We start from the raw sequence: 20,902 nt of genomic DNA on the forward strand, positions 1-20,902 counted from the left end.
CTCCCACAAGAGGTCTCCTGCAGAGCAATACCGGACAGGCACCGTCACGCGCCCGTCCCTGCGGTTTCTACACAACAAAAACAAAAGAGACAGATGCCATGCGAAAACTCGACGTACACGAGATCATCGATAACGCGCGCTTCACGCCCTTCCACTGGATGGTGATGTGCTGGTGCGCACTCCTGCTCATCTTCGACGGCTATGACCTGTTCATCTACGGCGTGGTACTGCCGGTACTGATGAAGGAGTGGGGCCTGACCCCGCTGGAAGCCGGCGCCCTGGGCAGCTACGCGCTGTTCGGGATGATGTTCGGCGCGCTGTTCTTCGGCCCTCTGGCTGACAGGATCGGCCGCAAGAAGGGCATCGCCATCTGCTTCGTGCTCTTCTCCGGTTTCACAGTCCTCAATGGCTTCACCAGCTCCCCGACCGAGTTCGGCATCTGCCGCTTCATGGCGGGCCTGGGTATCGGCGGGCTGATGCCCAACGTGGTGGCGCTGATGAACGAGTATGCGCCGAAGAAACTGCGCAGCACCCTGGTCGCCATCATGTTCAGCGGCTATTCCCTGGGCGGCATGCTGTCCGCCGGCGTGGGCATCTACATGCTCCCGCGTTTCGGCTGGGAAGCCATGTTCTTCGCCGCCGCCGTTCCGCTGCTGATGCTGCCGCTGATCCTCTGGTACCTGCCGGAATCGGTCGGCTTCCTGCTGCGCCAGGGCCGTGTCGAGCAGGCGCGCGCCATCCTCAAGCGCGTCAACCCGCAGCTCGAACTGCGTGATGACGACCTCCTGGAACTCACCGAAGCGAAGAAACAAGGCGCTCCGGTGCTGGAGCTCTTCCGCGAAGGCCGTGCGCTGCGCACCCTGATGATCTGGGTAGCGTTCTTCTGCTGCCTGTTGATGGTCTACGCCCTGAGTTCCTGGCTGCCGAAGTTGATGGCCAACGCCGGCTACAGCCTGGGCTCCAGCCTGTCGTTCCTGCTCGCCCTGAACTTCGGCGGCATGTTCGGCGCCATTGCCGGCGGCTTCCTCGGTGACCGCTTCAACCTGCCGAAGGTGGTTGCCGCCTTCTTCATCGTCGCGGCCGTCTCCATCAGCCTGCTGGGCTTCAAGAGTCCGACTCCGGTGCTCTACCTGCTGATCGGGATCGCCGGTGCCACCACCATCGGCACGCAGATCCTGTTGTACGCCACCGCCGCGCAGTTTTACGGCCTGGCGATCCGTTCGACCGGTCTCGGTTGGGCCTCGGGTATCGGTCGCAACGGTGCCATCGTCGGCCCGCTGCTGGGCGGTGCGCTGCTGGGTATCAACCTGCCGCTGCAACTGAACTTCATGGCCTTCGCCATTCCCGGTGCCATTGCCGCCCTGGCCATGTGCTTCGTCCACCTGCAGCAAACCCGCGTTGCACCGCTGGCGACCGCTGCACAGGGCTGAGTCCAACCACGCGTCGCACCACTGGCCAGGAGGCAGCATGCGCACCTTGTTCAAGGAATGTTCATTGTCCGCTGTGGTGGCGGGTTTCATCGCCACCATGATTTCCTACGCCGGCCCCCTGGTCATCGTGTTCCAGGCGGCCGAGAGCGGCGGCATGCCGGCAGAGCTACTGTCTTCCTGGGTGTGGGCCATCTCCATCGGTAGCGGGGGGCTGGGAATCGTCCTCAGCCTGCGCTACCGGGTGCCGGTGATCATCGCCTGGTCGGCGCCGGGCTCGGCACTGCTGGTGTCGATGCTGCCGGGTATCAGCGCCGGCGAGGCGGTGGGGGCCTATGTGATGGCCAACGCCATCATCCTGCTGGTGGGCCTGTCAGGCGCCTTTGACCGCATCGTCGGCAAGCTGCCGGCGGCCATCTCGGCGGCGATGCTGGCGGGCATCCTGTTCAGCTTCGGCACCCGGTTGTTCACGTCACTCAAGGACGAGCCACTGATGGTGATGGCGATGTTCATCACCTATCTGCTGGTGCGGCGCCTGTCGCCGCGTTACGCGGTAATGGCCGTGCTGCTGGTGGGCTGCACCATCGCCGCTGGCAGTGGCCAGCTCAACACCTCGGCCTTGGTGATCGGCTTCGCCACCCCGGAATGGGTGACGCCGGCTTTCAGCTGGCACGGGTTGTTCAACATCGCGCTGCCGCTGGTAATGGTGGCCCTGACCGGGCAGTTCGTGCCTGGCGTGGCCGTGCTGCGCAATGCCGGTTACCCGACCCCGGCGAGCCCGATCATTTCCGCCAGCGGTCTGGGCAGTCTGTTGCTGGCGCCTTTCGGTTGCCACGGCCTGACCCTGGCGGCCATCACCGCGGCCATCTGCACTGGCCGCGAGGCCCATGAGGACCCAGCCCGGCGTTACGTCTCCGGCGTTGTGGGTGGGGTGTTCTACCTGTTGCTGGGGGTCTTCGGCGCAACCCTGGTATCGATCTTCACCGCGCTGCCCAAGGAGCTGATCGCCGCACTCGCGGGCCTGGCACTGTTCGGCGCCATCGCCGGTGCGCTGGCCGGGTCCATGGCTGTGCCCGAAGACCGCGAGTCCGCCCTGATCACCTTCCTGGTCACAGCGTCGGGGATGTCCTTCCTCGGTCTGTCGGCTGCGTTCTGGGGGCTGATCTTCGGCATCTTCGCCCACCTGCTGCTGACTGCCCGCCGCATACCCAAGGCTTCACCGGAACGGGAGGAGGTGCTCGAACCCAATCCCTGACCTGACCCGGTGATGGAACGACTGCGGGAGCTGTCCGCAGCCATCGCCACACCTTCCCCGACTTGCGTGCATGGCCCCGAAAGAGGGTCGGCGGGGAAGTTTTGTCCCAATAAAAACAAGAGCGACGAAATGACCAACACCACGAGCAAGCTTTCCGTAATGCTTTGCGCCGGCGTCAGCGCCGGCTTCGCCCAGGCCACCGAGTCCGGATTCATCGAGGACTCCACCGCGACCCTGCAGGCGCGCAACTACTACTTCAGCCGTGACTATTCCGACATCGTCGGCGCCAACAAGCAGTCCAAGGCCGAAGAATGGGCCCAGGGCTTCATCCTCAACTTCAAGTCCGGCTACACGCCTGGCCCGGTGGGTTTCGGCCTCGATGCCATCGGTACTCTCGGCATCAAGCTCGACAGCAGCCCTGACCGGGTCAATACCGGCCTGCTGCCGGTGAAGGAAGACGGCAGGGCAGCCGACGATTACAGCCGCCTGGGCGTGGCCGGCAAGATGCGTTTTTCGAAGACCGAGCTGAAAGTCGGCGAGTTGCAACCCAACCTGCCGGTGCTGGTGTTCAGCGATATCCGTCTGCTGCCGCCGAGCTACCAGGGCGCGAGCATCACCTCCAACGAAGTCGCCGGACTGACCCTGCAGGGCGGCCACCTCACCAGCACCAGCCTGCGCAACGAGGCGGGCGACGACAAGATGCAGGCCATGCTCGGTCACGTGCCGCAGCGTCAGGCATCCAGCGACGCCTTCAACTACGCTGGCGCCGATTACGCCTTCAATTCCAATCGCACCACGCTCAGCGCCTGGTATGCGCAGCTGGAAGATATCTACGACCAGCGCTTCTTCGGCCTCAAGCACAGCGAGCCGGTGGGCAACTGGGTGCTGGGCGCCAACGTCGGCTACTTCGACTCCAGCGAAGACGGCAAGAAACTGATTGGCGACATCGACAACCAGGCCTTCTTCTCACTGCTGTCGGCCAAGCGTGGCGGCCATACCTTCTATGTCGGCTATCAGGCGATGTATGGCGACAGCTCATTCCCGCGCGTGTTCGCCAACGTCAGCCCGCTAGGTAACGAAGTGCCCACCTACGAGTTCGCCTTCGCCGACGAACGCTCCTGGCAGGCGCGCTATGACTATGACTTCGCTGCGCTCGGCATTCCCGGCCTGGTGGCCAGTACCCGCTACATCACCGGAGACAACGTGGATACCGGCCAGGGCTTCGAAGGCAAGGACCGGGAGCGCGACCTGGACATCAGCTACGCCTTCCAAAGCGGCGCCCTCAAGGGACTCGGCGTGCGTGTGCGCAACGTGATGGCGCGCTCCAACTACCGCACCGATATTGACGAGAACCGGCTGATCCTGTCCTACACCTGGACGCTGTTCTAAGACCGAGCGCCGTGGCCTGTCATGGGCACGGCCTGCTTTACCCGTAGGGGCGATTTCAATCGCCAAGTGGACCGGAGGCCCACCACGTTCAGGCCAAGAGGCGGGTAGCTGTGCTGCCCTTGGCGAATGAATTCGCCCCTACAGGATCTTGTATCCCGCGATATGGAAGGAGTTCCTTTCAATGCCCCGCAAACCCCTCGCCGCACTGCTGCTTGGCAGTGGCGGCGTGCTCTCCCTGTTGGCCTTCCTGACGGCTAGCGGATGGCTGATGGCCGGTACTCTCGCCGCCCTCGTTGCCGCTGGCCTGCTGTATCACTTCCAGCCGCCGCTAGTGGTTGAAGTGCGCGTGGAGGTGCCGGTCGAGCGAGTCGCCCGAGTAGTCGCCGCTACCGAGCCGGAGCCGGTCCGCATCCCCTCGAATGCTCACCTGCAAGGTCCACTGGACGAGTTGCTCGATGCCATTCTCCATTGCGAGTCAGACATGCAGTACGCCAACGCCCTGGCTCGCGCCGCAGGCGAGAAGGTCCAGCTGGGCGCGGAAAGCATGCAGGCCACCGCCGGGGCTATCGGCGAGCTGGATGCCTACATGGCCCACATCGGCCAGGTGTTCAACGAGCTGGGCAGCCAGTCCATGCGCATCGGCGCCATCGTCGGCAGCATCCAGGACATCGCAAAGCAGACCAACCTGCTGGCGTTGAATGCCGCCATCGAAGCAGCGCGGGCCGGCTCCCATGGTCGCGGCTTCGCCGTGGTGGCGGATGAAGTGCGCAACCTGTCGCTGAGCGCCAATGAGTCCAGTGGGCAGATTCGCCTGATTGCCGAGGGCCTGCAAAAGGCGGCCGAGGAGGCGAGGGCGGGCATGGAGCATGTCAGCGGATCAACCCGCGCGGGACTGGAAAAGTCCGCCGCGGCCCTCCATGCAATGGGTGAGATGAGGGCCGGTGCGGCGGCACGGGTCGAGATCGTCGAACGGATCGTCCAGCGCCTCGCCGGGCAGCGAGGGCTGGCACAACGGATGGCGGGGTTGTTGGAACAGGGCGCCTGAGGACGCCCTGCGGCGTCAGGCGTTGACGTTAACCACCACCCGGCCGCGCACCTTGCCGGCCAGCAGGTCGTCTGCCACGGCGATGGCATCGCCCAGGCCGATCTCGCGGGTGATGGCGTCCAGCTGGGCGATATCCAGGTCCCGTGCCAGTCGGTCCCAGGCTTCGATGCGCTCGGCGCGTGGGCGGGTGACGCTATTGATGCCCAGCAGGCTCACGCCACGCAGGATGAACGGTGCCACGCTGGCGGGGAAATCCATGCCCTGGGCCAAGCCACAGGCGGCAACAGCACCGTCGGCACGGAGTCCGGCGCAGACGTTGGCGAGGGTATGGCTGCCCACCGAATCAATGGCGGCGACCCAGCGTTCCTTGGCCAGCGGGCGACCTGGTTCGCACAGCTCCGCGCGGTCGATGATTTCGGCAGCACCCAGGCCCTTCAGATAATCCACTTCACTGGTACGGCCGGTGGCCGCGACAACGCGGTAACCGAGGCGAGCAAGCAGTGCGATGGAAAAACTGCCCACGCCGCCGTTGGCGCCGGTGACCAACACATCACCCTGGCCGGGTTTCAGGCCGTGGCGCTCCAGTGCCAGCAGGCAGAGCATGGCGGTGTAGCCGGCAGTGCCGATGGCCATGGCCTGGCGCGGGGTGAAGGCGCTGGGCAGTGGGATCAGCCAGTCACCTTTCAGGCGGGCCTTCTGCGCCAGTCCGCCCCAATGGGTTTCGCCCACGCCCCAGCCATTGAGCACGACCGCGTCGCCCACCTGGTAGTCCGGGTGGCTGCTGCTCTCTACCGTGCCGGCCAGGTCGATGCCCGGCACCATGGGGAACTGCCGTACCACCGGGCTCTTGCCGGTAATGGCCAACCCATCCTTGTAGTTCAGGGTGCTGTAGGCCACGCGAACCGTGACGTCGCCTTCCGGCAACTGCGCTTCATCCAGTTTGGTATTGCGGGCGCGGTAACCGGCCTCGTCTTTCTCGATCAGGATTGCGTCGAACATGCTTGCACCTCCAATTAGACCACTCGTCTATAAATAGCCCCGGAAAACCGCGCGCCCGTTGGGCTAGCGCGGCAGTCCGGCTAAAAAACCTTTGAAGAAAACATCCAGCGGAACGTTGTCCCGCGTCAGCCGGGCACGCAACACAGCACCTTCCCAGCCGATCCAGAAGAATGCCGCAAGCCCGTCGCAGTCCGCCTTCGCCGACAACTCACCAGCCGCACGGGCTTCGCGCAGGCATTGGGCCAGGCGGTCCTGCCAACTGCACAGGATGGCCTCCAGTTCCAGGCGGAAACCCTCCGGCAGGATGGCCACTTCCTGGCCAAGGTTGCCCACCAGGCAACCTCGGCAGAACTGGTGGCGGAGCATGCCGGCCTTGGCATCTTCGACGAAGTTGTCGAGGCGTTGCAGCGGGGGCACGTCCTCTTGCAGCAGGTAGCGATCGAGCTTGTGGGCGAAGTAGCCGGCATAGCTCTGCAGCACCGCCTGCCCGAAGGCTTCCTTGCTGTCGAAGTAGTGATAGAACGAGCCCTTCGGCACACCCACGCGTTTGAGCACCGCGTCGATACCAGTGGACATGAATCCCTGCTCGGTCAGGATCTCCATGCCGCAGCGAATCAGCGCGGCACGGGTATCGGCGAAGTCGCGGTCGACCTTGGGCGGCCGGCCGCGGCGGGGTTTGGGTGGAGTGTCGGTCATGGGGAGGAGATTTTAGACTGATCGTCTAGAAGGTCAATCACTACGGATGTCTCACAGGGGCACCACAGGGGCATTGCCCCCGGAGCCTCAGAGCGGTCCGATTTCCACCTTGCCGTCGTGACGGTCGTTCATCCAGCGCAGTACCTGTTCGCCGAATTCGGGCGGAGCCTTGCGTGCGACGCGACGCACCAGGTCGAGCACGGTTTGCTGGGCGAGGGCTTCTTCCATGCGTTTCTGCGCCTGCTGCATCACGGCGTGGATGGAGCAGGGGTCGGCAACGGCCCAGTTCGGCGCCGGGCAGTCACTCCCGAAGATGGCGCAACGCTCGCGCACGCCCCGGCATTCGAAGATCTGCTTTTCGCCATCGATGGCGCGGACGATATCCAGCACGCTGATCTGGTCGGCAGGCCGTGCCAGGCGGAAACCGCCGCGCACGCCTTCGGTTGCTGCCACCAGGCCCGCTCGCGCCAGGCGGGTGAATACCTTGGCCAGCAATTCCGGTGGTACGCCTTGCAATTCGGCCAGGGTGCGCACGCTGGCTTCGCGACCGTCGCCTTTTTCGTCCGCCAGGTAGAGGAGGCAATGGATGCCGTACTCCACGCCTGCACTGTACAAAGCCATGGGTAACTCCGACTAATTGTGTCGCCATTGTTGCGACTGTTCTCTATTGCTCTTCCCGTGTTTCGAGCTTCCTTCAGGAAGCCTTCTATCACTTCATACGCCTTAATGCTAAAGGATTGAAGCCTTAACGCCCAGATTTGTCGCGGCGTGAAGCGAATGATGGCGACGAGCGGCACTCCCCGGCAAGAAAAAACGCTTGCCGAAAGTAACTACGACTAATACAGTCGTAGTTAGCCGGTGTGGTTAGGGGCGATGACCTCACAGCCCGGCATGTAGATGTCGGGCGCATCCGCCCGGAATAACCTCGCTTTTCGCCTTGTGGAGAAAACTATGAAACAACGCATTCTGATTGTCGGCGCCGGTTTCGGTGGTATGTGGAGCGCCTTGAGCGCGACTCGCTTGCTGGACCAGCATGGCCGCCACGACGTCGAAGTGGTGGTACTTGCACCCCAGGCCGAGCTGCGCGTACGTCCGCGCTTCTACGAACCCGAGGTGCACAAGATGGTGGCACCGCTGGGTGAGCTGTTCGACGCAGTGGGCGTTACCTTTGTCAAAGGCTTCGCCGAACGTATCGATGTCGAGGGCAAGCGCGTCGGTTATCGTGGTGTCGACGGCCAGTTCGCTGAACTGAGCTACGACCGCTTGGTCCTGGCCACTGGAAGCCACGTAGTGCGCCCGGCAATGTCTGGCGTCGAACACGCTTTCGATGTCGACCAACTGGATGAGGCAATTCGACTGGATCGCCACATCCAGTCCCTGGCCGAGCGTCCCCAGTCCATCAGTCGCAACACCGTGGTTGTCGCCGGTGGCGGTTTCACCGGTATCGAGACCGCTGCCGAAATGCCGGCCCGCCTACGTGCAGTGCTTGGCGAGGGCGCTGATGTCCGAGTGATCGTCGTCGACCGTGGCAGCGAAATCGGTGCAGCACTGGGCGAGGGGCCGCGCAGGGCCATCGTCGAGGCGTCCACCGAACTGGGTATCGAGTGGCGCCTGAACAGCGGCGTGGCTTCGGTGGATGCCGCCGGGGTAACCCTCTTCAGTGGTGAGCGCATCGAAGCGGACACCGTGATCTGGACCGTTGGCGTGCGCGCCAGCTCGCTGACCGAGCAGGTTCCGGCGGAGCGTGACGGCCAGGGCCGTCTCCACGTAAACGCCAATCTGCAGGTGCATGGACATGACGACGTGTTCGCTACCGGCGACGTTGCCCGCGCGGCATGCGACGACCAGGGCAACCATGCACTGATGTCCTGCCAGCACGCGATCGCCCTGGGGCGTTCCGCCGGCAACAACGTCGCCGCCAGCCTGCTGGGCGTCGCGTCGATCCCCTACAGCCAGCCCAAGTACGTCACCTGCCTGGATCTCGGCGCCTGGGGGGCCGTGTTCACCGAAGGTTGGGACCGCCAGATCAAGTTCGAACGGCAGGAAGGCAAGTCCATCAAGCAGCAGATCAACTCCGTGTGGATCTATCCGCCGGCGGCTGATCGCGCCACCGCGCTGGCTGCCGCCGATCCGCTGATCCCGGTTGTTGCCTGATACCCGTAGTCGCTAACCAATCGTCTGGGTCGCCCGTCCTGTAACGGGCGATCCCAGGCCCCGATCTACATGCCCGGAGCCTGCCATGAGCCTGACGGTCATGATTCTCACCCGCCCCCTGGCTGCCGCAGCCATCGAACAGATCATCAGCCAGTGCCTGCCCGGCGTCGCCTGGACGCTCCAGTCGATATCGGCCGAAGGTTGCGCCTGGCGTCTGCACCTTTGCATCGATCCGTGCGCCGAGCCGGTGTGCGGCATGTTCTCCTCGATCGTGGCCAACGAATGGCTGACAGGCATTGAGTTCGTGTCACCAGCACCTACCGAGTGTTCGCTGTCGCAGGCAGCTACTTTCCAGTAACGGTCTCGAATGCACTGGCAATCGCATCGGCGACCACAGGCACCCGCGGGCATGGCACACATCCTTGGCGGACGGACCCGCGATTCCATGCTTTTGGATAGTGCCGACCGGTGCTTGTTGGAACCATAGTCCGGCTCTAGCCTCAAGCATGGCTTTGCCACGCGTGGTCCTGACAACAAGCACAAGGAACCGCCATGACCGCCCAATCGAATCCATCGTCCGATCTACTCGATGTGCTGATCGTCGGCGCCGGTCTATCCGGTATCGGCGCCGCCTGTTACCTGAAGCGGGACCAACCCTCCAAACGCTTCCAGGTACTCGAAGCGCGCAACGACCTGGGCGGTACCTGGGACCTGTTCCGCTATCCCGGCATCCGCTCGGATTCCGACCTCTATACCTTCGGCTTCGAGTTCAAGCCCTGGAAGGACGAGAAGGCGATCGCCGATGCCAGCGCGATCATGGGGTACCTGCGCGAAACCGTGGCGGAGCATTGCATCGAGCAGCACATTCGCTACGGCCAGAAGGTGGTGTCGGCGGACTGGCATAGCGAACGTGGCTGCTGGGAAGTGCTGGTGGAGGATGTCGCGACTGGCCAGCGCAGCATCGTACGCAGCCGCTGGCTGTTCTCGGCAGGTGGGTACTACCGCTATGACCAGGGTTTCGCCCCTGCTTTCGAGGGCGTCGAACGATTCCGAGGGCAGGTGATCCATCCGCAGCACTGGCCGGAGGACCTGGATTACAGCGGCAAGCGCGTCGTGGTGATCGGCAGCGGCGCCACCGCCGTGACTTTGGTGCCGGCGATGGCCGAAAAGGCAGCCCACGTGACCATGCTGCAACGCACGCCGAGCTACGTGATTCCGCTGCCGGCGAAGGATCCGATCGCACTGCTGCTGCGCAAGTTGCTTCCGGAGCAAACCGCCTACGCCCTGGTTCGCTACAAGAACGCCAAGGTGGCGCTGGCCATGTGGCGCTTCTGCCAGCGCTTTCCCAATGCCGCGCGGCGCATCATCCGCTTCGTCAACCAGCGTGCGTTGCCCAGGGACTACCCGGTCGATCAGCACTTCAACCCGCCCTACAACCCTTGGGACCAGCGTCTGTGCGTCGTACCGGACAGCGACTTGTTCCGGGCGCTGGGCAGCGGCAAGGCGTCCATCGTCACCGATCACATCGAGACCTTTACCGAGCAGGGCGTACGCCTGAAGTCCGGCGCGGAACTGGAGGCGGACATCGTCATCACTGCGACGGGCCTCAACGTGCAGGTGTTCGGCGGTGTCCAGCTTTCCCGCGACGGCCAGCCCATCGCCTGGAACGAAACGGTCGCCTACAAGGGCATGATGCTGTCCGGCATTCCCAACTTCGCTTTCGCGGTGGGCTACACCAACGCATCCTGGACGCTCAAGGTGAGCCTGCTCTGCGAGCACTTCTGCCGATTGCTGGGCTACATGGATGACCACGACCACGCCGTATGCCAGCCCCTTGCGCCAGCGGGCATGGAGACCCGGCCGCTGCTGGATTTCGGTGCCGGCTACGTGCAGCGTGTCCTGGCCAACCTGCCGCGCCAGGGGCCGGGCACGCCCTGGGTGATGTCCATGGATTACTTCAAGGATGTGAAGCTGCTGCGCAAAGGCCCGGTCGCCGATGCCTGCCTGCAATTCTCCGCCGTACCGGCTGTTCATTCGCCTGCATCGCCTGAAGCGGCGATGGCGCTGGACGGCGCGTCCTGACGCTTGCCGTGCCGCGAGAGGGGATGCCCACTCGCGGCACGGCATTGCGGCTCAGGTGGCTGCGGTGTTCTTCAGACCCAGTACTTCGATGGGCTCGATGCTCGGCGGGTAGGCGAGCATTTCCGCTGCGTTAGCCATCAGTGCGGCTGCGATGGGACCGTTCAGGTGAGCCTGGCGGCCGGCTTCGTCGATGAAGGCATCGAATACACCGAAGGTCGTTGGCGACAAACGCAGGGCGAACCAGAGCGGCGTGGTGGCTTCCTGGTTGGCCAGGGCCAGTCCGGTCTCCAAAAAGGCGGCCACATCGGCCTCCTTGCCGGGCTTGGCTTCCAGTCGGGCGAACAGTGCGAGCTTGATCATTGCGCTTTCTCCTAAAGGCGATCCCACATGGGAACGGCCCAAAGGTACGGCCACGACTGGATGTATCGATATTGGCGAGAATGACATCTTTGGTATCGATATTGCCGGAACCCTCAGCTCAGTAATTTCGGCAACGTCCCGCTGACGCTGTTATCGCATGGCGTCAGGGTCTTGCGGGCTCGCCCCTCAACTGTTCCCGCAAGAGTTCCAGGTAACGGGTGGCACCCAGCCCGCGCGGACGGGCCTTGATCCACACCACGTCTACCCAGAGCCGCAACTGGCTGGCCATGTTGTCGAAGACCACTTCGGTGAGCGTGCCCGATGCCAGCAAGGGCTGGATCAGCGGCTGCGGCAGGTATGCCCAGCCAAGGCCCGCCTGCACCAGGTCGAGGGTTGCCAGGTAGCTGTCGGTCAGCCAGACCCGGTGCGACAGCACGATCTGCGGATCGGACGCGGTGGGTTCGCCAGTGGCGACGATGATCTGGCGGGTGTCGGCCATCTGCGCTTCACCCAGGGGCAACTGCCCACCCGCAGCCGGGAAACCGGGCGCCGCCACGGCGACCAGCAACTGGCTGCCAGCCTCGAGAAAGGCCTCGCGCTCGTCGATTCCTGGTCGCTCGAATACCAGTGCCAGTTGCACGCTACCCTCATGCAGCATGCGCACAGCTTCGGATTGCGAAGCCGAGCGCACCTCGATCTCCAGTGTTGGAAACTCACGGGCCAGGATCGCCAGCGGGCGGCTCCAGGCGCCCGTTTGCAGCTCGGGCGCCATGGCCAGGACCAGGCGTCGCTCCAGGCCCTGATGCAATTGCAGCGCATGGGCGTCCAGCAGGTTGAGCTGGCTGGCGACCTGCCGCGCCTGGGGCTCCAATGCAAGGGCCGCCGCTGTTGGCAGCGCCTTGCGCGTGGCGCGATCGAACAGCGGCATGTCCAGTTCGGCCTCCAGCTGGGCGATGGCCATGCTGACGGCGGATGGCACGCGACCAAGGTTTCGCGCGGCCGCGGAGAAGGAACCGCCGTCCAGCACGGCAAGGAACACTTTCAGGGATTCGCTGGTAAAGGCCATGTTGTTTTCAGTTTTCCTGATGACAGTTGTCTTTTTCTATCAGGAGCGCGCACGTAATTTCTACTCCAGCGATGACAACGAGCATGAGGAGCTTGAAATGACCCAAACGAATTGTCAGGGCCAGGTGGCACTGGTCAGTGGTGCCGGCAGCGAACTGGGAATCGGCATGGCCATTGCCCGCAGGCTCGGGGCTGCCGGGGCGAAGCTGATCGTCACGGCGAGCAGCGCGCGTATTGCCGAACGGGTGGCCGAGCTGCGCGCGGAGGGCTTCGAGGCGGAAGGCCGGGCGGCGGACCTGACCGATGAAACCCAGGTTCGCGCGCTGGCTGACTGGGCCGAAGCACTCTGGGGCCGCATCGACATCCTGGTGAACAATGCCGGCATGGCCATGCAAGGCAGCCCCGAGCCTTTCGCTGAAGTCGCCAGCATGGACCTGGAAACCTGGAACCTGTCCATCTCGCGAAACCTGACCACCGCCTTCCTGCTGACCCGCGCCGTGCTGCCGGGCATGCAGGCGAGGGGATATGGGCGTGTCGTGCAGATCAGCTCAACCACCGGCACCCGTGGCAGCAATCCGGGCGAAGCCGCCTACAGTGCTGCCAAGGCCGGCATGGTGGGCCTGAACATGGGATTGGCGCTGGAAGTCGCGCGCCAGGGCATCACTGTCAACTGCGTTGCGCCGGGCTGGATCGGCACTGGCTCCAGCACGGATGAAGAGCGTCATGCGGCCAGCTACGTTCCCGTGGGCCGGGCAGGGCGGCCCGAAGAGGTTGCGGCAGCGGTGGCGTTCCTCGCTTCGCCCGAAGCCAGCTACATCACCGGCGAAACGCTGGTGGTGGATGGCGGCAACTGCCTGATCGAGAACAAAGCGCCTTGAGGGAGGTGGTCACCATGAGCAATCCCGTTGTACTGGTCACGGGCGCGGCAGGCGGTGTTGGCCGGGCGTTGGTCAAACGCTTCATTCAGGGCGGCTGGCAGGTCTTCACCACCGACCTCTCGACCGAGGGGCTGGCACGACTGCAATCGGAGCATCCTGCCTGCGGCATCTTCGCCGGCGATATCCGTCGGCCGTCGACCTGCACCGCAGTGGTCGCCGCGGCACTGGCGTCCTTCGGCCGGCTGGATGCGCTGGTCAACGCTGCCGGCGTGTGGCGCGAAGGTCCGGTGGAATCCTTCAGCGAAGAGGACTTCGATCTGGTGCTCGATGTGAACCTGAAGGCCACCTTCTTCATGTGCTCGGCCGCGATTCCACCGCTCAAGGCATCCGCTGGCGCCATCGTCAACATCTCCAGCGATGCCGGCCGCCAGGGCAACCGTAATGCGGCGGCCTACTGCGCCAGCAAGGGCGGGGTGACGTTGCTGACCAAGACCCTGGCTCTGGACCTGGCGCCATGCGGCGTGCGCTGCAACGCCGTGTCGCCCGGTGATATCGAGACGCCGATGCTGAAGTTCCAGGCCGAGCATTACGGCCAGGGCGACCCCGAAGGCTACTACCGCGAGCTGTTGGCCAAGTATCCGCAGGGCGACCGGGCCTGCTTCATCCAGCCCGAGGAGGTTGCCGAGCTGGCGTACTTCCTCTGCCAGCCAGGCGCGCGCTCGATCACCGGTGCGGACATGGCGATTGATAGGGGGGTGTCGGCGGGGAATTGAGCCATCATTGATCTGAAAAGCTCTCGTAGGCTGGACCACGCTTCACCGGTCCACCATTGGCGGTTGGCCTCGTCTGGTGGAAATAAAAAACGAGTTCCACCCTACGGGGTGCCACGGCGCACTTGTAGGAGCGAGCTTGCTCGCGAACCTTCAGGGCCGGCGTTTCGCGAGCAAGCACGCTCCTACACAAAGCCTTGGAATCCGATGTCGGCGGTTGGCCTCGTGTGGTGGAGATAGAAAACGATTTCCACCCTACGGGGTGCCACGGAGCACTTGTAGGAGCGAGCCTTGGAATCCGATGTCAGCGGTTGGCCTCGTGTGGTGGAGATAGAAAACGAGTTCCACCCTACGGGGTACCACGGAGCACTTGTAGGAGCGAGCTTGCTCGCGAACCTTCAGGGCAGGCCTTTCGCGAGCAAGCTTGCTCCTACACAAAGCCTTGGAATCCGATGTCGGCGGTTAGCCTCGTGTGGTGGAGATAGAAAACGATTTCCACCCTACGGGGTACCACGGCGCACTTGTAGGAGCGAGCTTGCTCGCGAACCTTCAGGGCCGGCGTTTCGCGAGCAAGCACGCTCCTACACAAAGCCTTGGAATCCGATGTCGGCGGTTGGCCTCGTGTGGTGGAGATAGAAAACGATTTCCACCCTACGGGGTGCCACGGAGCACTTGTAGGAGCGAGCTTGCTCGCGAACCTTCAGGGCCGGCGTTTCGCGAGCAAGCACGCTCCTACACAAAGCCTTGGAATCCGATGTCGGCGGTTGGCCTCGTGTGGTGGAGATAGAAAACGATTTCCACCCTACGGGGTGCCACGGAGCACTTGTAGGAGCGAGCTTGCTCGCGAACCTTCAGCACCGGCCTTTCGCGAGCAAGCTCGCTCCTACACAAAGCCTTGGAATCCGATTTCTGCGGTTGGCCTCGTGTAGTGGAGATAGAAAACGAGTTCCACCCTACGGGGTGCCACGGCGCACTTGTAGGAGCGAGCTTGCTCGCGAACCTTCAGGGCAGGCGTTTCGCGAGCAAGCTTGCTCCTACACAAAGCTCAGAACCCGCTTTCCCTCAGCAATACCGCCGCTACATGGGTCAGGCCTTCGGCCAACAGGCTGCGGCGGTTGCCGTCGATCTGCAGATGGCCGCGGGTTTCGCGCAGGGTGTGCGGGGCGGCTTCAAGCTGCACCAGCACATGGAACAGCGGCGGCGTCGGCACCAGTTCCTTGCCCTGGCTGGCCACGGTGAGCGGGCCGCCGTAGCGGGAGGCGAGCATCGGGTGTTCGAGTTTGCTGACGCGGGTGCTGCCAATGGCCACCACCTTGCCGGGGATGGGCGTCGGCTGGCCTTCGGGATAGAAACTCACCGCGCTGCCTTGCACCAGACGCTGCACGTCATCCTGGTCGACGTAGGCATCCACCTGCCAGCGGCTCGGGTCCACCAGCATGCCGATGGGCTCGCGGCTGTGCACCCATTGGCCGGGGCGCCAGTCGGGGTCGAGGTCCAGCCAGCGCCCGGAGAAGGGGGCCTGGAGCTTGAGCCGGGCGATCTCCGAGCGTGCGGCACGGGCCTCCTCGAACTGCACGCGCAGGCGCTGGCGAGTGGCCAGGGCCTGGTCGGCGCCACCCGGGTCGGCGATCAGGCCGCCAAGGCGCGCCTCGTAGCTCTTCACGCTGGCTTCGCTACTGGACAGGCGCGACGAGATGTCCGGTTCCTCAAGGGTGACCAGGGTCGCGCCAGCCTCAACCTCACCGGCCGGATGAATGGCCTGCAAGCGCGCGGGGTAGGGCGCGAAAACACGCAATTGCTGCTCCGCGCGAGCGACGCCAAGCGCATGGATCTCGCTGCGCCAGGGCACCGCCAGGAGTAGCAGGAGCGCGGCCAGCACGCCCCACCAGAAGTACCTGCGGCTATTGTGGATGGCGGCTCGATTGGCCCACCAGTGTTTCAATTCGCGCGCTATCGGCATGACGATGAACCAGGAGATTTCCACGGCGAACAGCAGTATCCCGAGCAGTTTGAAGAAGAGCAGGTAAACCGCCACGGCAATACCGAGGAACAGCACCAGGCGATAGACCCAGGTGACGATGGCGAACGCCACCAGGGCGCGGCGTTTACCGGGGCTGAAGGATTCCGGCCAGTCTTCGTCAATCCCTAGCAGCATGCGCCGCAGGGTGGTCCGGGCCAGGGCCGAAGAGCGCTCATGGAGGTTGGGGAAGTCCAGCAGGTCGGACAGGATGAAGTAGCCGTCAAAACGCATGAACGGACTGGCGTTCAGGGCCAGCGACAGGACCCAACTGGTCGTGGCGAGGTAGAGCAGGGCGTTGCGCAACGGGCCGGGGTCGGACAGGGCCCAACCGAGTGTGGCGAGGCCCGCCAGGGCCAGTTCGGTGAGGATGCCCGCCGAGGCGATGGCCAGGCGTTGCCGGGAGCTGCGCAGCTTCCAGCTCTCACCGGTATCGGTATAGAGCATTGGCCAGAGCACCACGAAGGCGATGCCCATGTGCCCGACGCGAAGGCCGAGGCGTGTCGCCACCAAAGCGTGGCCGAGTTCGTGAAGGGTCTTGGCCAGGGCCAGCGCCAAGGCGAAGCTGACCAGCCCGGACGCGGAGAAGGATTCCACCACCGCCGTGGTGAAGGCGTCCCATTGTTGCAATACCAGTAGCACGCCGATCACGCCCAAGGTCACCACCAGCACCCCGGTCAGTGGCCGGAACAACCAGTCCAGATAGCCCGCCAGGTGTTCCAGATGCCGTTGCGGGCGCAGCAACGGGATACGAAAGAACAGGTAGTGGTGCAGCCACCATTTCCAGTTGAGCCAGGCATTGCCTTCACTGCGGGACGCCAAGCGGGCGGCGGCATCCGGCGTCGGGCGCAACAGCTGGTGCTGTTCGAGGAACTGGCGGAGCTCCAGTACCTGCTCCACATCCGGGCGCAGTGGCGTCTGTTGCTGGATGTCCTGGCAGATCCGTTGCGGCGTGTCTTCCCAGCGCAGCAGGCATTCGAACTCCAGCCAGCCAATGCGATAGAAGCGATTGATCACTGTGTCCTGGATCACCCACGCCGGCTCGCCGTCGCTGCCGGGCGCGGTCTCCAGCAGCCGCAGGTCTTCGCGCAAAGGCGGGAGCGGCATCTGCGCCGCGTCGACGATCACAGCCCGGTCCAGGCACGCAGCGCGGCGTATGGCCGGCGCAGCAGGTAGTAGCCCAGCACCACCCGCTCGCCGTAGAGCTTGGCGGTACCGTGCAGGCCGAGGCGGGCGTGTTCCGGCTGGCCTTCGATGCTGGCGAGCAGCCGGTAGGCCACTACACCCTCTTCATTGGCGCGGGCCTGGTAGCTGGTTTCCAGCACCTGGCCTTTTAGCGGCGAGAGTGGGTAGGCGGTGAGAAACAGGGTGACCTCGGCGCCGGGTTCCAGGGCGATGGCGTCGGCCACCGGCAGCTGGATCAGCATGGCCGGTTGCGCTGGGTCGGCCACTTGGAGAATGCGTTCCCCGGTTGCCACCGGTTTGCCCAGCCAATCGTTGGGGTCGCTGAACACAGCCACGCCAGCGCGCGGCGAGCGCACGCGGGTACGTTGCAACTGCGCCTGGACCGCCGCCAGTTCGGCTCGGCGCTGCTGGGCGCGGCCGTTGAGCAAGGTCAGCTCGCTCTTGCTCTGCGGGTTGTCGAATGCGCGCTGGCTGGCCGCCATCAGCTCGGCATCGGCTACCGCCACTTCCTTGCCGAGCACTTCGGCGCGGCTTTTCAGGGTGGTTTCGTCGAGGGTGAAGAGCAGGGTGCCTGCTTCCACGGGTTGATTCGGCCGCACCTGCATGCGCTCGATCACCCCATCGATGGGGGAGCTGATGACCTCCGCCTGGCGCGAGACGATCTCAGTCGGCGCCAGCGCCGTTTGCCGCACCGGCACCAGCATCAGCGCAGCGGCCACCGCCAGTGCGGCCAGGAGCTGGCGCTTGCTGGGGCGCCAGCCGAACAGACGGCGCCGGCCAGCGAAGGCGGCCCAGCAGTGGGCCCAGGTCTGCCAGAGCCCATCGGTCAGCGGCGCCAGGGATTCGGCCGGCGGCGCATCCAGCAGGAACAGCACCAGCCCCAGGCGCGTGCCTTCGCGGTCATGCAGGGGAATGCACCAGAGTCCGGACGGCCACCACTCGGCCCAGCCTTCGGCGATGTCCTCGGGGGGCTCCACGGCCTCGCGGGCCAGCCAGCATGGCTGGGCGTCGGTCAATTGGGTGTTCAGCCAGCGGCTGGCGCGGCGCAACCAGACCAGGTAGGGCGAATCTTCGCTGGGCCGGGCAAGGCCGGATACGCAGAGCAGTTCCAGGTCCGCGCCGCGCTGCGCGAGCACCAGTGCCTGGTGGTAACGCAGCAACGCATAGGGGTCATTGGCAATGGAGAAAGCCAGGGCATTGAGCGAGTCGGCGGCCAGGGCGCGGTCGCGCAGTGCGGCCAGGGCAAGCAGCAATTGCGGGTGCGGCAGGCGGTCATTCATGGGCTTGCGGGAATCGTGCGGTGCCGCTCATGCCGGCGATCAGTTCCGGGTGCTCGGCATCGAGCCGTGCTTCCAGTTCCACGGTCTGGGCCACGGCGTCGACCCGCGAGTTGATGGCGCTGATATGGGCGCCATAGGACTTGCCGGTTTCCAGGATGCTGACCTCCAACGGCATGCCGGGCTTGAGCTGTGGCAACAGGCTCGACGGCACGTTGAGGCGCACCTTGAGGGCGCCGTCGCTGACCAGGTCGAACAGCGGCGTTCCGGCCGCCACCGTCTGGTAGGGCTTCACGTGGACCTTGGCGACCCGTCCGGAGAAGGGCGCTTGTATCCGGCAGTAGCCACTCTGGGCCTGGGCCAGGGAGCGTGCGCCTTCGGCCTTCTGGACTTCGGTGTTGGCCATGGCCACTTCCAGGTCGCCTACCGCATCCAGCTTGCGCAGATTGCGTTTGGCATCGAGGTTCTGCCGGGCCATGGTCAGCTCGGCGGCGGCAACCTTGGCGCGGGCGTGGGCTTCCTCGCAATTGAGCTGGGCCAGCAGGGCGTCCTTTGCTACCGGCTGGCCGAGGGAGGCCTTGAGCTCGCCGAGGGTGCCGTTCATCTGGCTGGAGAGCGTGGTCTCCAGGTCTGAACTGAGCAGTACGCGGATGGCGCCGGGGTCCTCGGCAGGGTTGGCCGGCGGCAGGTCATCGGCAAAGGCGACGGGTAATGGAAAAGACAGGACAAGGGACGCAAACAGGGCGAGCAGACTGCGCTCAGCGTTGTACGGCATGCGGTGTTCCTTATTTGCTGACGAGAAGTTTGCTGTGTTCCTGTTCACCCAGGGTGCGCTGGATTTCCCGGGCGAGCGTCTGGATGTCGTGCTTTTCGATCTGCTCCGGGAGGGTATCCAGGCCAATGGAGTTGTACAGCCGACCCCAGGCCGCCTGGGCGTCGGAGTAGGCGGCCTCGCGCTGGTAGCGCGAAAGCAGGTAGCGGCCTTCGGCACGGATCAGCTCCAGTTCCGAACCATAGGAGGTCGTACGTGCGGCCTGGGCGTAGTCCAGCAGGCTCTGGTCCACCCGCAGGCTCTGGTCGGCGAATTCCACTTCCTGGCGCGCCAGCTGATAGCGCAGGGTGCCCACCCTTACCTGAGTGAGGATGGCCATGGACAGTGCGACACGGCGCATGTCGTCGGTCTGCTCCTGGGATTCGGCAGCCGCGTTCAGCGACGGCAGTTGCAGCAGGCGCAGCAGATTCAGCGACACCTGCAGGCCGGTCTCGGTCCAGTGACTGTTGTAGAGGAATTTGTTGGAGTCGTACTTGTAGCCGAAGTCCAGGCTGACGTTAGGCCAGAGCTGGGCCTTGGCGATCTTCAGGTCATTCTCGTTGACCCGCTTGCGGTACCACTCCTCCATGATTTCCGGACGGTTCTCCAGGGAGATCTGTTCCAGCCGGTTGATGTCCTGATTCAGTTCCGGCAGTGGCGGCTCGGCCTGGTCGGCGAGGATCAGCTTCGAGCCTGGCGGCAGCGACATCAGCGCGGACAGTTCGGCTTGAGCGAACTCCAGGTCCTGGCGGCGTACGGTGAGCAGGTAGATCGAGTCGAGCAGGGCGCGCTGGTAGGACAGCACTTCCTGGCGCGGCAGCAGGCCCTTGGTCTCGGCCTCGCGGGCGGAAAGCAGTGCCTGGTGAGTACGTACCAGAAGGCGGTCGACCTGGGGCATCAGGCGCTGGGCACCGACGGCGCGCCAGTAGGCGTTGCGCACGTCCTGCAGGACGTTCTGCGCCACCTTGCGGCGGCGTTCCTCGGCCATGAGGATCTGGTCGCTCTTCTGCTGGGTACGGTAGTAGGCGACGCCGAAGTCCAGCAGGCTCCAGGACAGACCCAGGCCGTAGAGTTCGCGGTAGCGCTCTTCGGAGGTGGAAGCCCGCAAGCTTTCTTCACGGTCCTCGATGCCGATGGAGGTGCCGCCGGAGTCGTTGTTACGCCCGGCATATCCGGCCGAGGCGACCAGGCGCGGCAGCATCTCGTGACTGGAGACGTCGCGCAGGTCACTGGCCAGGGCGCTTTCCATGAGCTTGAGGCGATAGTCCAGGTTGTATTTCAGGGCCCGGGCCGCGGCCTCGTAGAAGGTGATCGGGGCGGTCACCGGCTCCTGATTGGAATACATCTGTGACTGATCGCGAATGATGCGCTGCCGGCTTTCCTCATCCGTGTACTCGTGGGGTTTCATGGCCGAGCAGGCACCTAGCAGCAGGCTGGAGGCGATGGCGGCGCTGAGGAGCGTTTGGGGCGTTCTTGGCATGGTCGATCCTTG

18 protein-coding genes are annotated in these 20,902 nt (G+C 64.4%); 9 read left to right on the forward strand and 9 right to left on the reverse strand.

Annotation, left to right across the window (positions count from 1 at the left end):
* The first annotated feature begins 98 nt into the window (after positions 1-98).
* The 4 genes from D6Z43_RS05615 (at position 99) to D6Z43_RS28680 (ending at position 5,116) form a co-directional block, all read left to right on the forward strand.
* Positions 99-1,430, forward strand: a complete 1,332-nt coding sequence (locus D6Z43_RS05615; protein ID WP_120651009.1) for an MFS transporter — start codon at positions 99-101, stop codon at positions 1,428-1,430.
* Positions 1,431-1,467: 37 nt separating this feature from the next.
* A complete protein-coding gene (locus D6Z43_RS05620; protein ID WP_120651010.1) occupies positions 1,468-2,682 on the forward strand; it encodes a benzoate/H(+) symporter BenE family transporter in 1,215 nt (404 codons plus the stop codon).
* 129 nt (positions 2,683-2,811) lie between these two features.
* On the forward strand, positions 2,812-4,071 hold the full coding sequence (locus D6Z43_RS05625; RefSeq protein WP_120651011.1) for an OprD family porin: 1,260 nt from the start codon (positions 2,812-2,814) through the stop codon (positions 4,069-4,071).
* A gap of 586 nt (positions 4,072-4,657) precedes the next feature.
* The gene (locus D6Z43_RS28680; protein WP_371924405.1) at positions 4,658-5,116 is read left to right on the forward strand and encodes a methyl-accepting chemotaxis protein; all 459 of its coding nucleotides are present in this window, start codon (positions 4,658-4,660) and stop codon (positions 5,114-5,116) included.
* A 15-nt stretch (positions 5,117-5,131) separates the two neighbouring features.
* On the opposite strand, the gene D6Z43_RS05635 is transcribed toward D6Z43_RS28680, so the two are convergent.
* From D6Z43_RS05635 to D6Z43_RS05645, 3 genes are all read right to left on the reverse strand, one after another.
* Entirely contained in the window at positions 5,132-6,115 is a 984-nt protein-coding gene (locus tag D6Z43_RS05635; RefSeq protein WP_120651013.1) for an MDR family oxidoreductase, read from the reverse strand.
* A gap of 63 nt (positions 6,116-6,178) precedes the next feature.
* A complete protein-coding gene (locus D6Z43_RS05640; protein ID WP_120651014.1) occupies positions 6,179-6,811 on the reverse strand; it encodes a TetR/AcrR family transcriptional regulator in 633 nt (210 codons plus the stop codon).
* An 87-nt stretch (positions 6,812-6,898) separates the two neighbouring features.
* Positions 6,899-7,432, reverse strand: a complete 534-nt coding sequence (locus D6Z43_RS05645; RefSeq protein ID WP_120651015.1) for an Rrf2 family transcriptional regulator — start codon at positions 7,430-7,432, stop codon at positions 6,899-6,901.
* A 330-nt stretch (positions 7,433-7,762) separates the two neighbouring features.
* On the opposite strand from D6Z43_RS05645, the gene D6Z43_RS05650 reads away from it, so the two are divergent.
* The 3 genes from D6Z43_RS05650 (at position 7,763) to D6Z43_RS05660 (ending at position 11,047) form a co-directional block, all read left to right on the forward strand.
* A complete protein-coding gene (locus D6Z43_RS05650) occupies positions 7,763-8,965 on the forward strand; it encodes an NAD(P)/FAD-dependent oxidoreductase (protein ID WP_120651016.1) in 1,203 nt (400 codons plus the stop codon).
* A gap of 85 nt (positions 8,966-9,050) precedes the next feature.
* Positions 9,051-9,323 carry a hypothetical protein gene (locus D6Z43_RS05655; RefSeq protein WP_120651017.1) on the forward strand — a complete coding sequence of 91 codons (273 nt, stop codon included), beginning with the start codon at positions 9,051-9,053 and terminating at the stop codon, positions 9,321-9,323.
* Between the two features lie 194 nt (positions 9,324-9,517).
* Positions 9,518-11,047 (forward strand): NAD(P)/FAD-dependent oxidoreductase, encoded by a 1,530-nt coding sequence (locus tag D6Z43_RS05660; protein WP_120651018.1) that lies wholly within the window; start codon positions 9,518-9,520, stop codon positions 11,045-11,047.
* 51 nt (positions 11,048-11,098) lie between these two features.
* Here the strand turns inward: D6Z43_RS05660 and D6Z43_RS05665 are convergent, their stop codons facing one another.
* Positions 11,099-11,407 carry a putative quinol monooxygenase gene (locus tag D6Z43_RS05665; protein ID WP_120651019.1) on the reverse strand — a complete coding sequence of 103 codons (309 nt, stop codon included), beginning with the start codon at positions 11,405-11,407 and terminating at the stop codon, positions 11,099-11,101.
* A gap of 163 nt (positions 11,408-11,570) precedes the next feature.
* Positions 11,571-12,473 (reverse strand): LysR family transcriptional regulator, encoded by a 903-nt coding sequence (locus D6Z43_RS05670; RefSeq protein ID WP_120651020.1) that lies wholly within the window; start codon positions 12,471-12,473, stop codon positions 11,571-11,573.
* A gap of 97 nt (positions 12,474-12,570) precedes the next feature.
* On the opposite strand from D6Z43_RS05670, the gene D6Z43_RS05675 reads away from it, so the two are divergent.
* Entirely contained in the window at positions 12,571-13,350 is a 780-nt protein-coding gene (locus tag D6Z43_RS05675) for an SDR family NAD(P)-dependent oxidoreductase (RefSeq protein WP_120655193.1), read from the forward strand.
* Positions 13,351-13,364: 14 nt separating this feature from the next.
* The gene (locus D6Z43_RS05680; RefSeq protein ID WP_120651021.1) at positions 13,365-14,123 is read left to right on the forward strand and encodes an SDR family NAD(P)-dependent oxidoreductase; all 759 of its coding nucleotides are present in this window, start codon (positions 13,365-13,367) and stop codon (positions 14,121-14,123) included.
* A gap of 1,042 nt (positions 14,124-15,165) precedes the next feature.
* Here the strand turns inward: D6Z43_RS05680 and D6Z43_RS05685 are convergent.
* The 4 genes from D6Z43_RS05685 to D6Z43_RS05700 are packed head-to-tail and all read right to left on the reverse strand — an operon-like array spanning position 15,166 to position 20,890.
* Positions 15,166-17,262: an HlyD family efflux transporter periplasmic adaptor subunit gene (locus tag D6Z43_RS05685; protein ID WP_120655194.1), complete on the reverse strand. Its 2,097-nt coding sequence runs from the start codon at positions 17,260-17,262 to the stop codon at positions 15,166-15,168.
* A complete protein-coding gene (locus D6Z43_RS05690; RefSeq protein WP_120651022.1) occupies positions 17,262-18,602 on the reverse strand; it encodes an efflux RND transporter periplasmic adaptor subunit in 1,341 nt (446 codons plus the stop codon). Before D6Z43_RS05690 ends, D6Z43_RS05685 begins: the two co-directional genes overlap by 1 nt.
* Positions 18,595-19,374, reverse strand: coding sequence for an efflux RND transporter periplasmic adaptor subunit (locus D6Z43_RS05695; RefSeq protein ID WP_120651023.1), 780 nt, complete (start codon positions 19,372-19,374; stop codon positions 18,595-18,597). Before D6Z43_RS05695 ends, D6Z43_RS05690 begins: the two co-directional genes overlap by 8 nt.
* A 10-nt stretch (positions 19,375-19,384) precedes the next feature.
* Positions 19,385-20,890, reverse strand: coding sequence for a TolC family protein (locus tag D6Z43_RS05700; protein WP_120651024.1), 1,506 nt, complete (start codon positions 20,888-20,890; stop codon positions 19,385-19,387).
* Positions 20,891-20,902 lie beyond the last annotated feature (12 nt).

The sequence above is a fragment of the Pseudomonas sp. DY-1 genome (assembly GCF_003626975.1).
Taxonomy (GTDB): domain Bacteria; phylum Pseudomonadota; class Gammaproteobacteria; order Pseudomonadales; family Pseudomonadaceae; genus Metapseudomonas.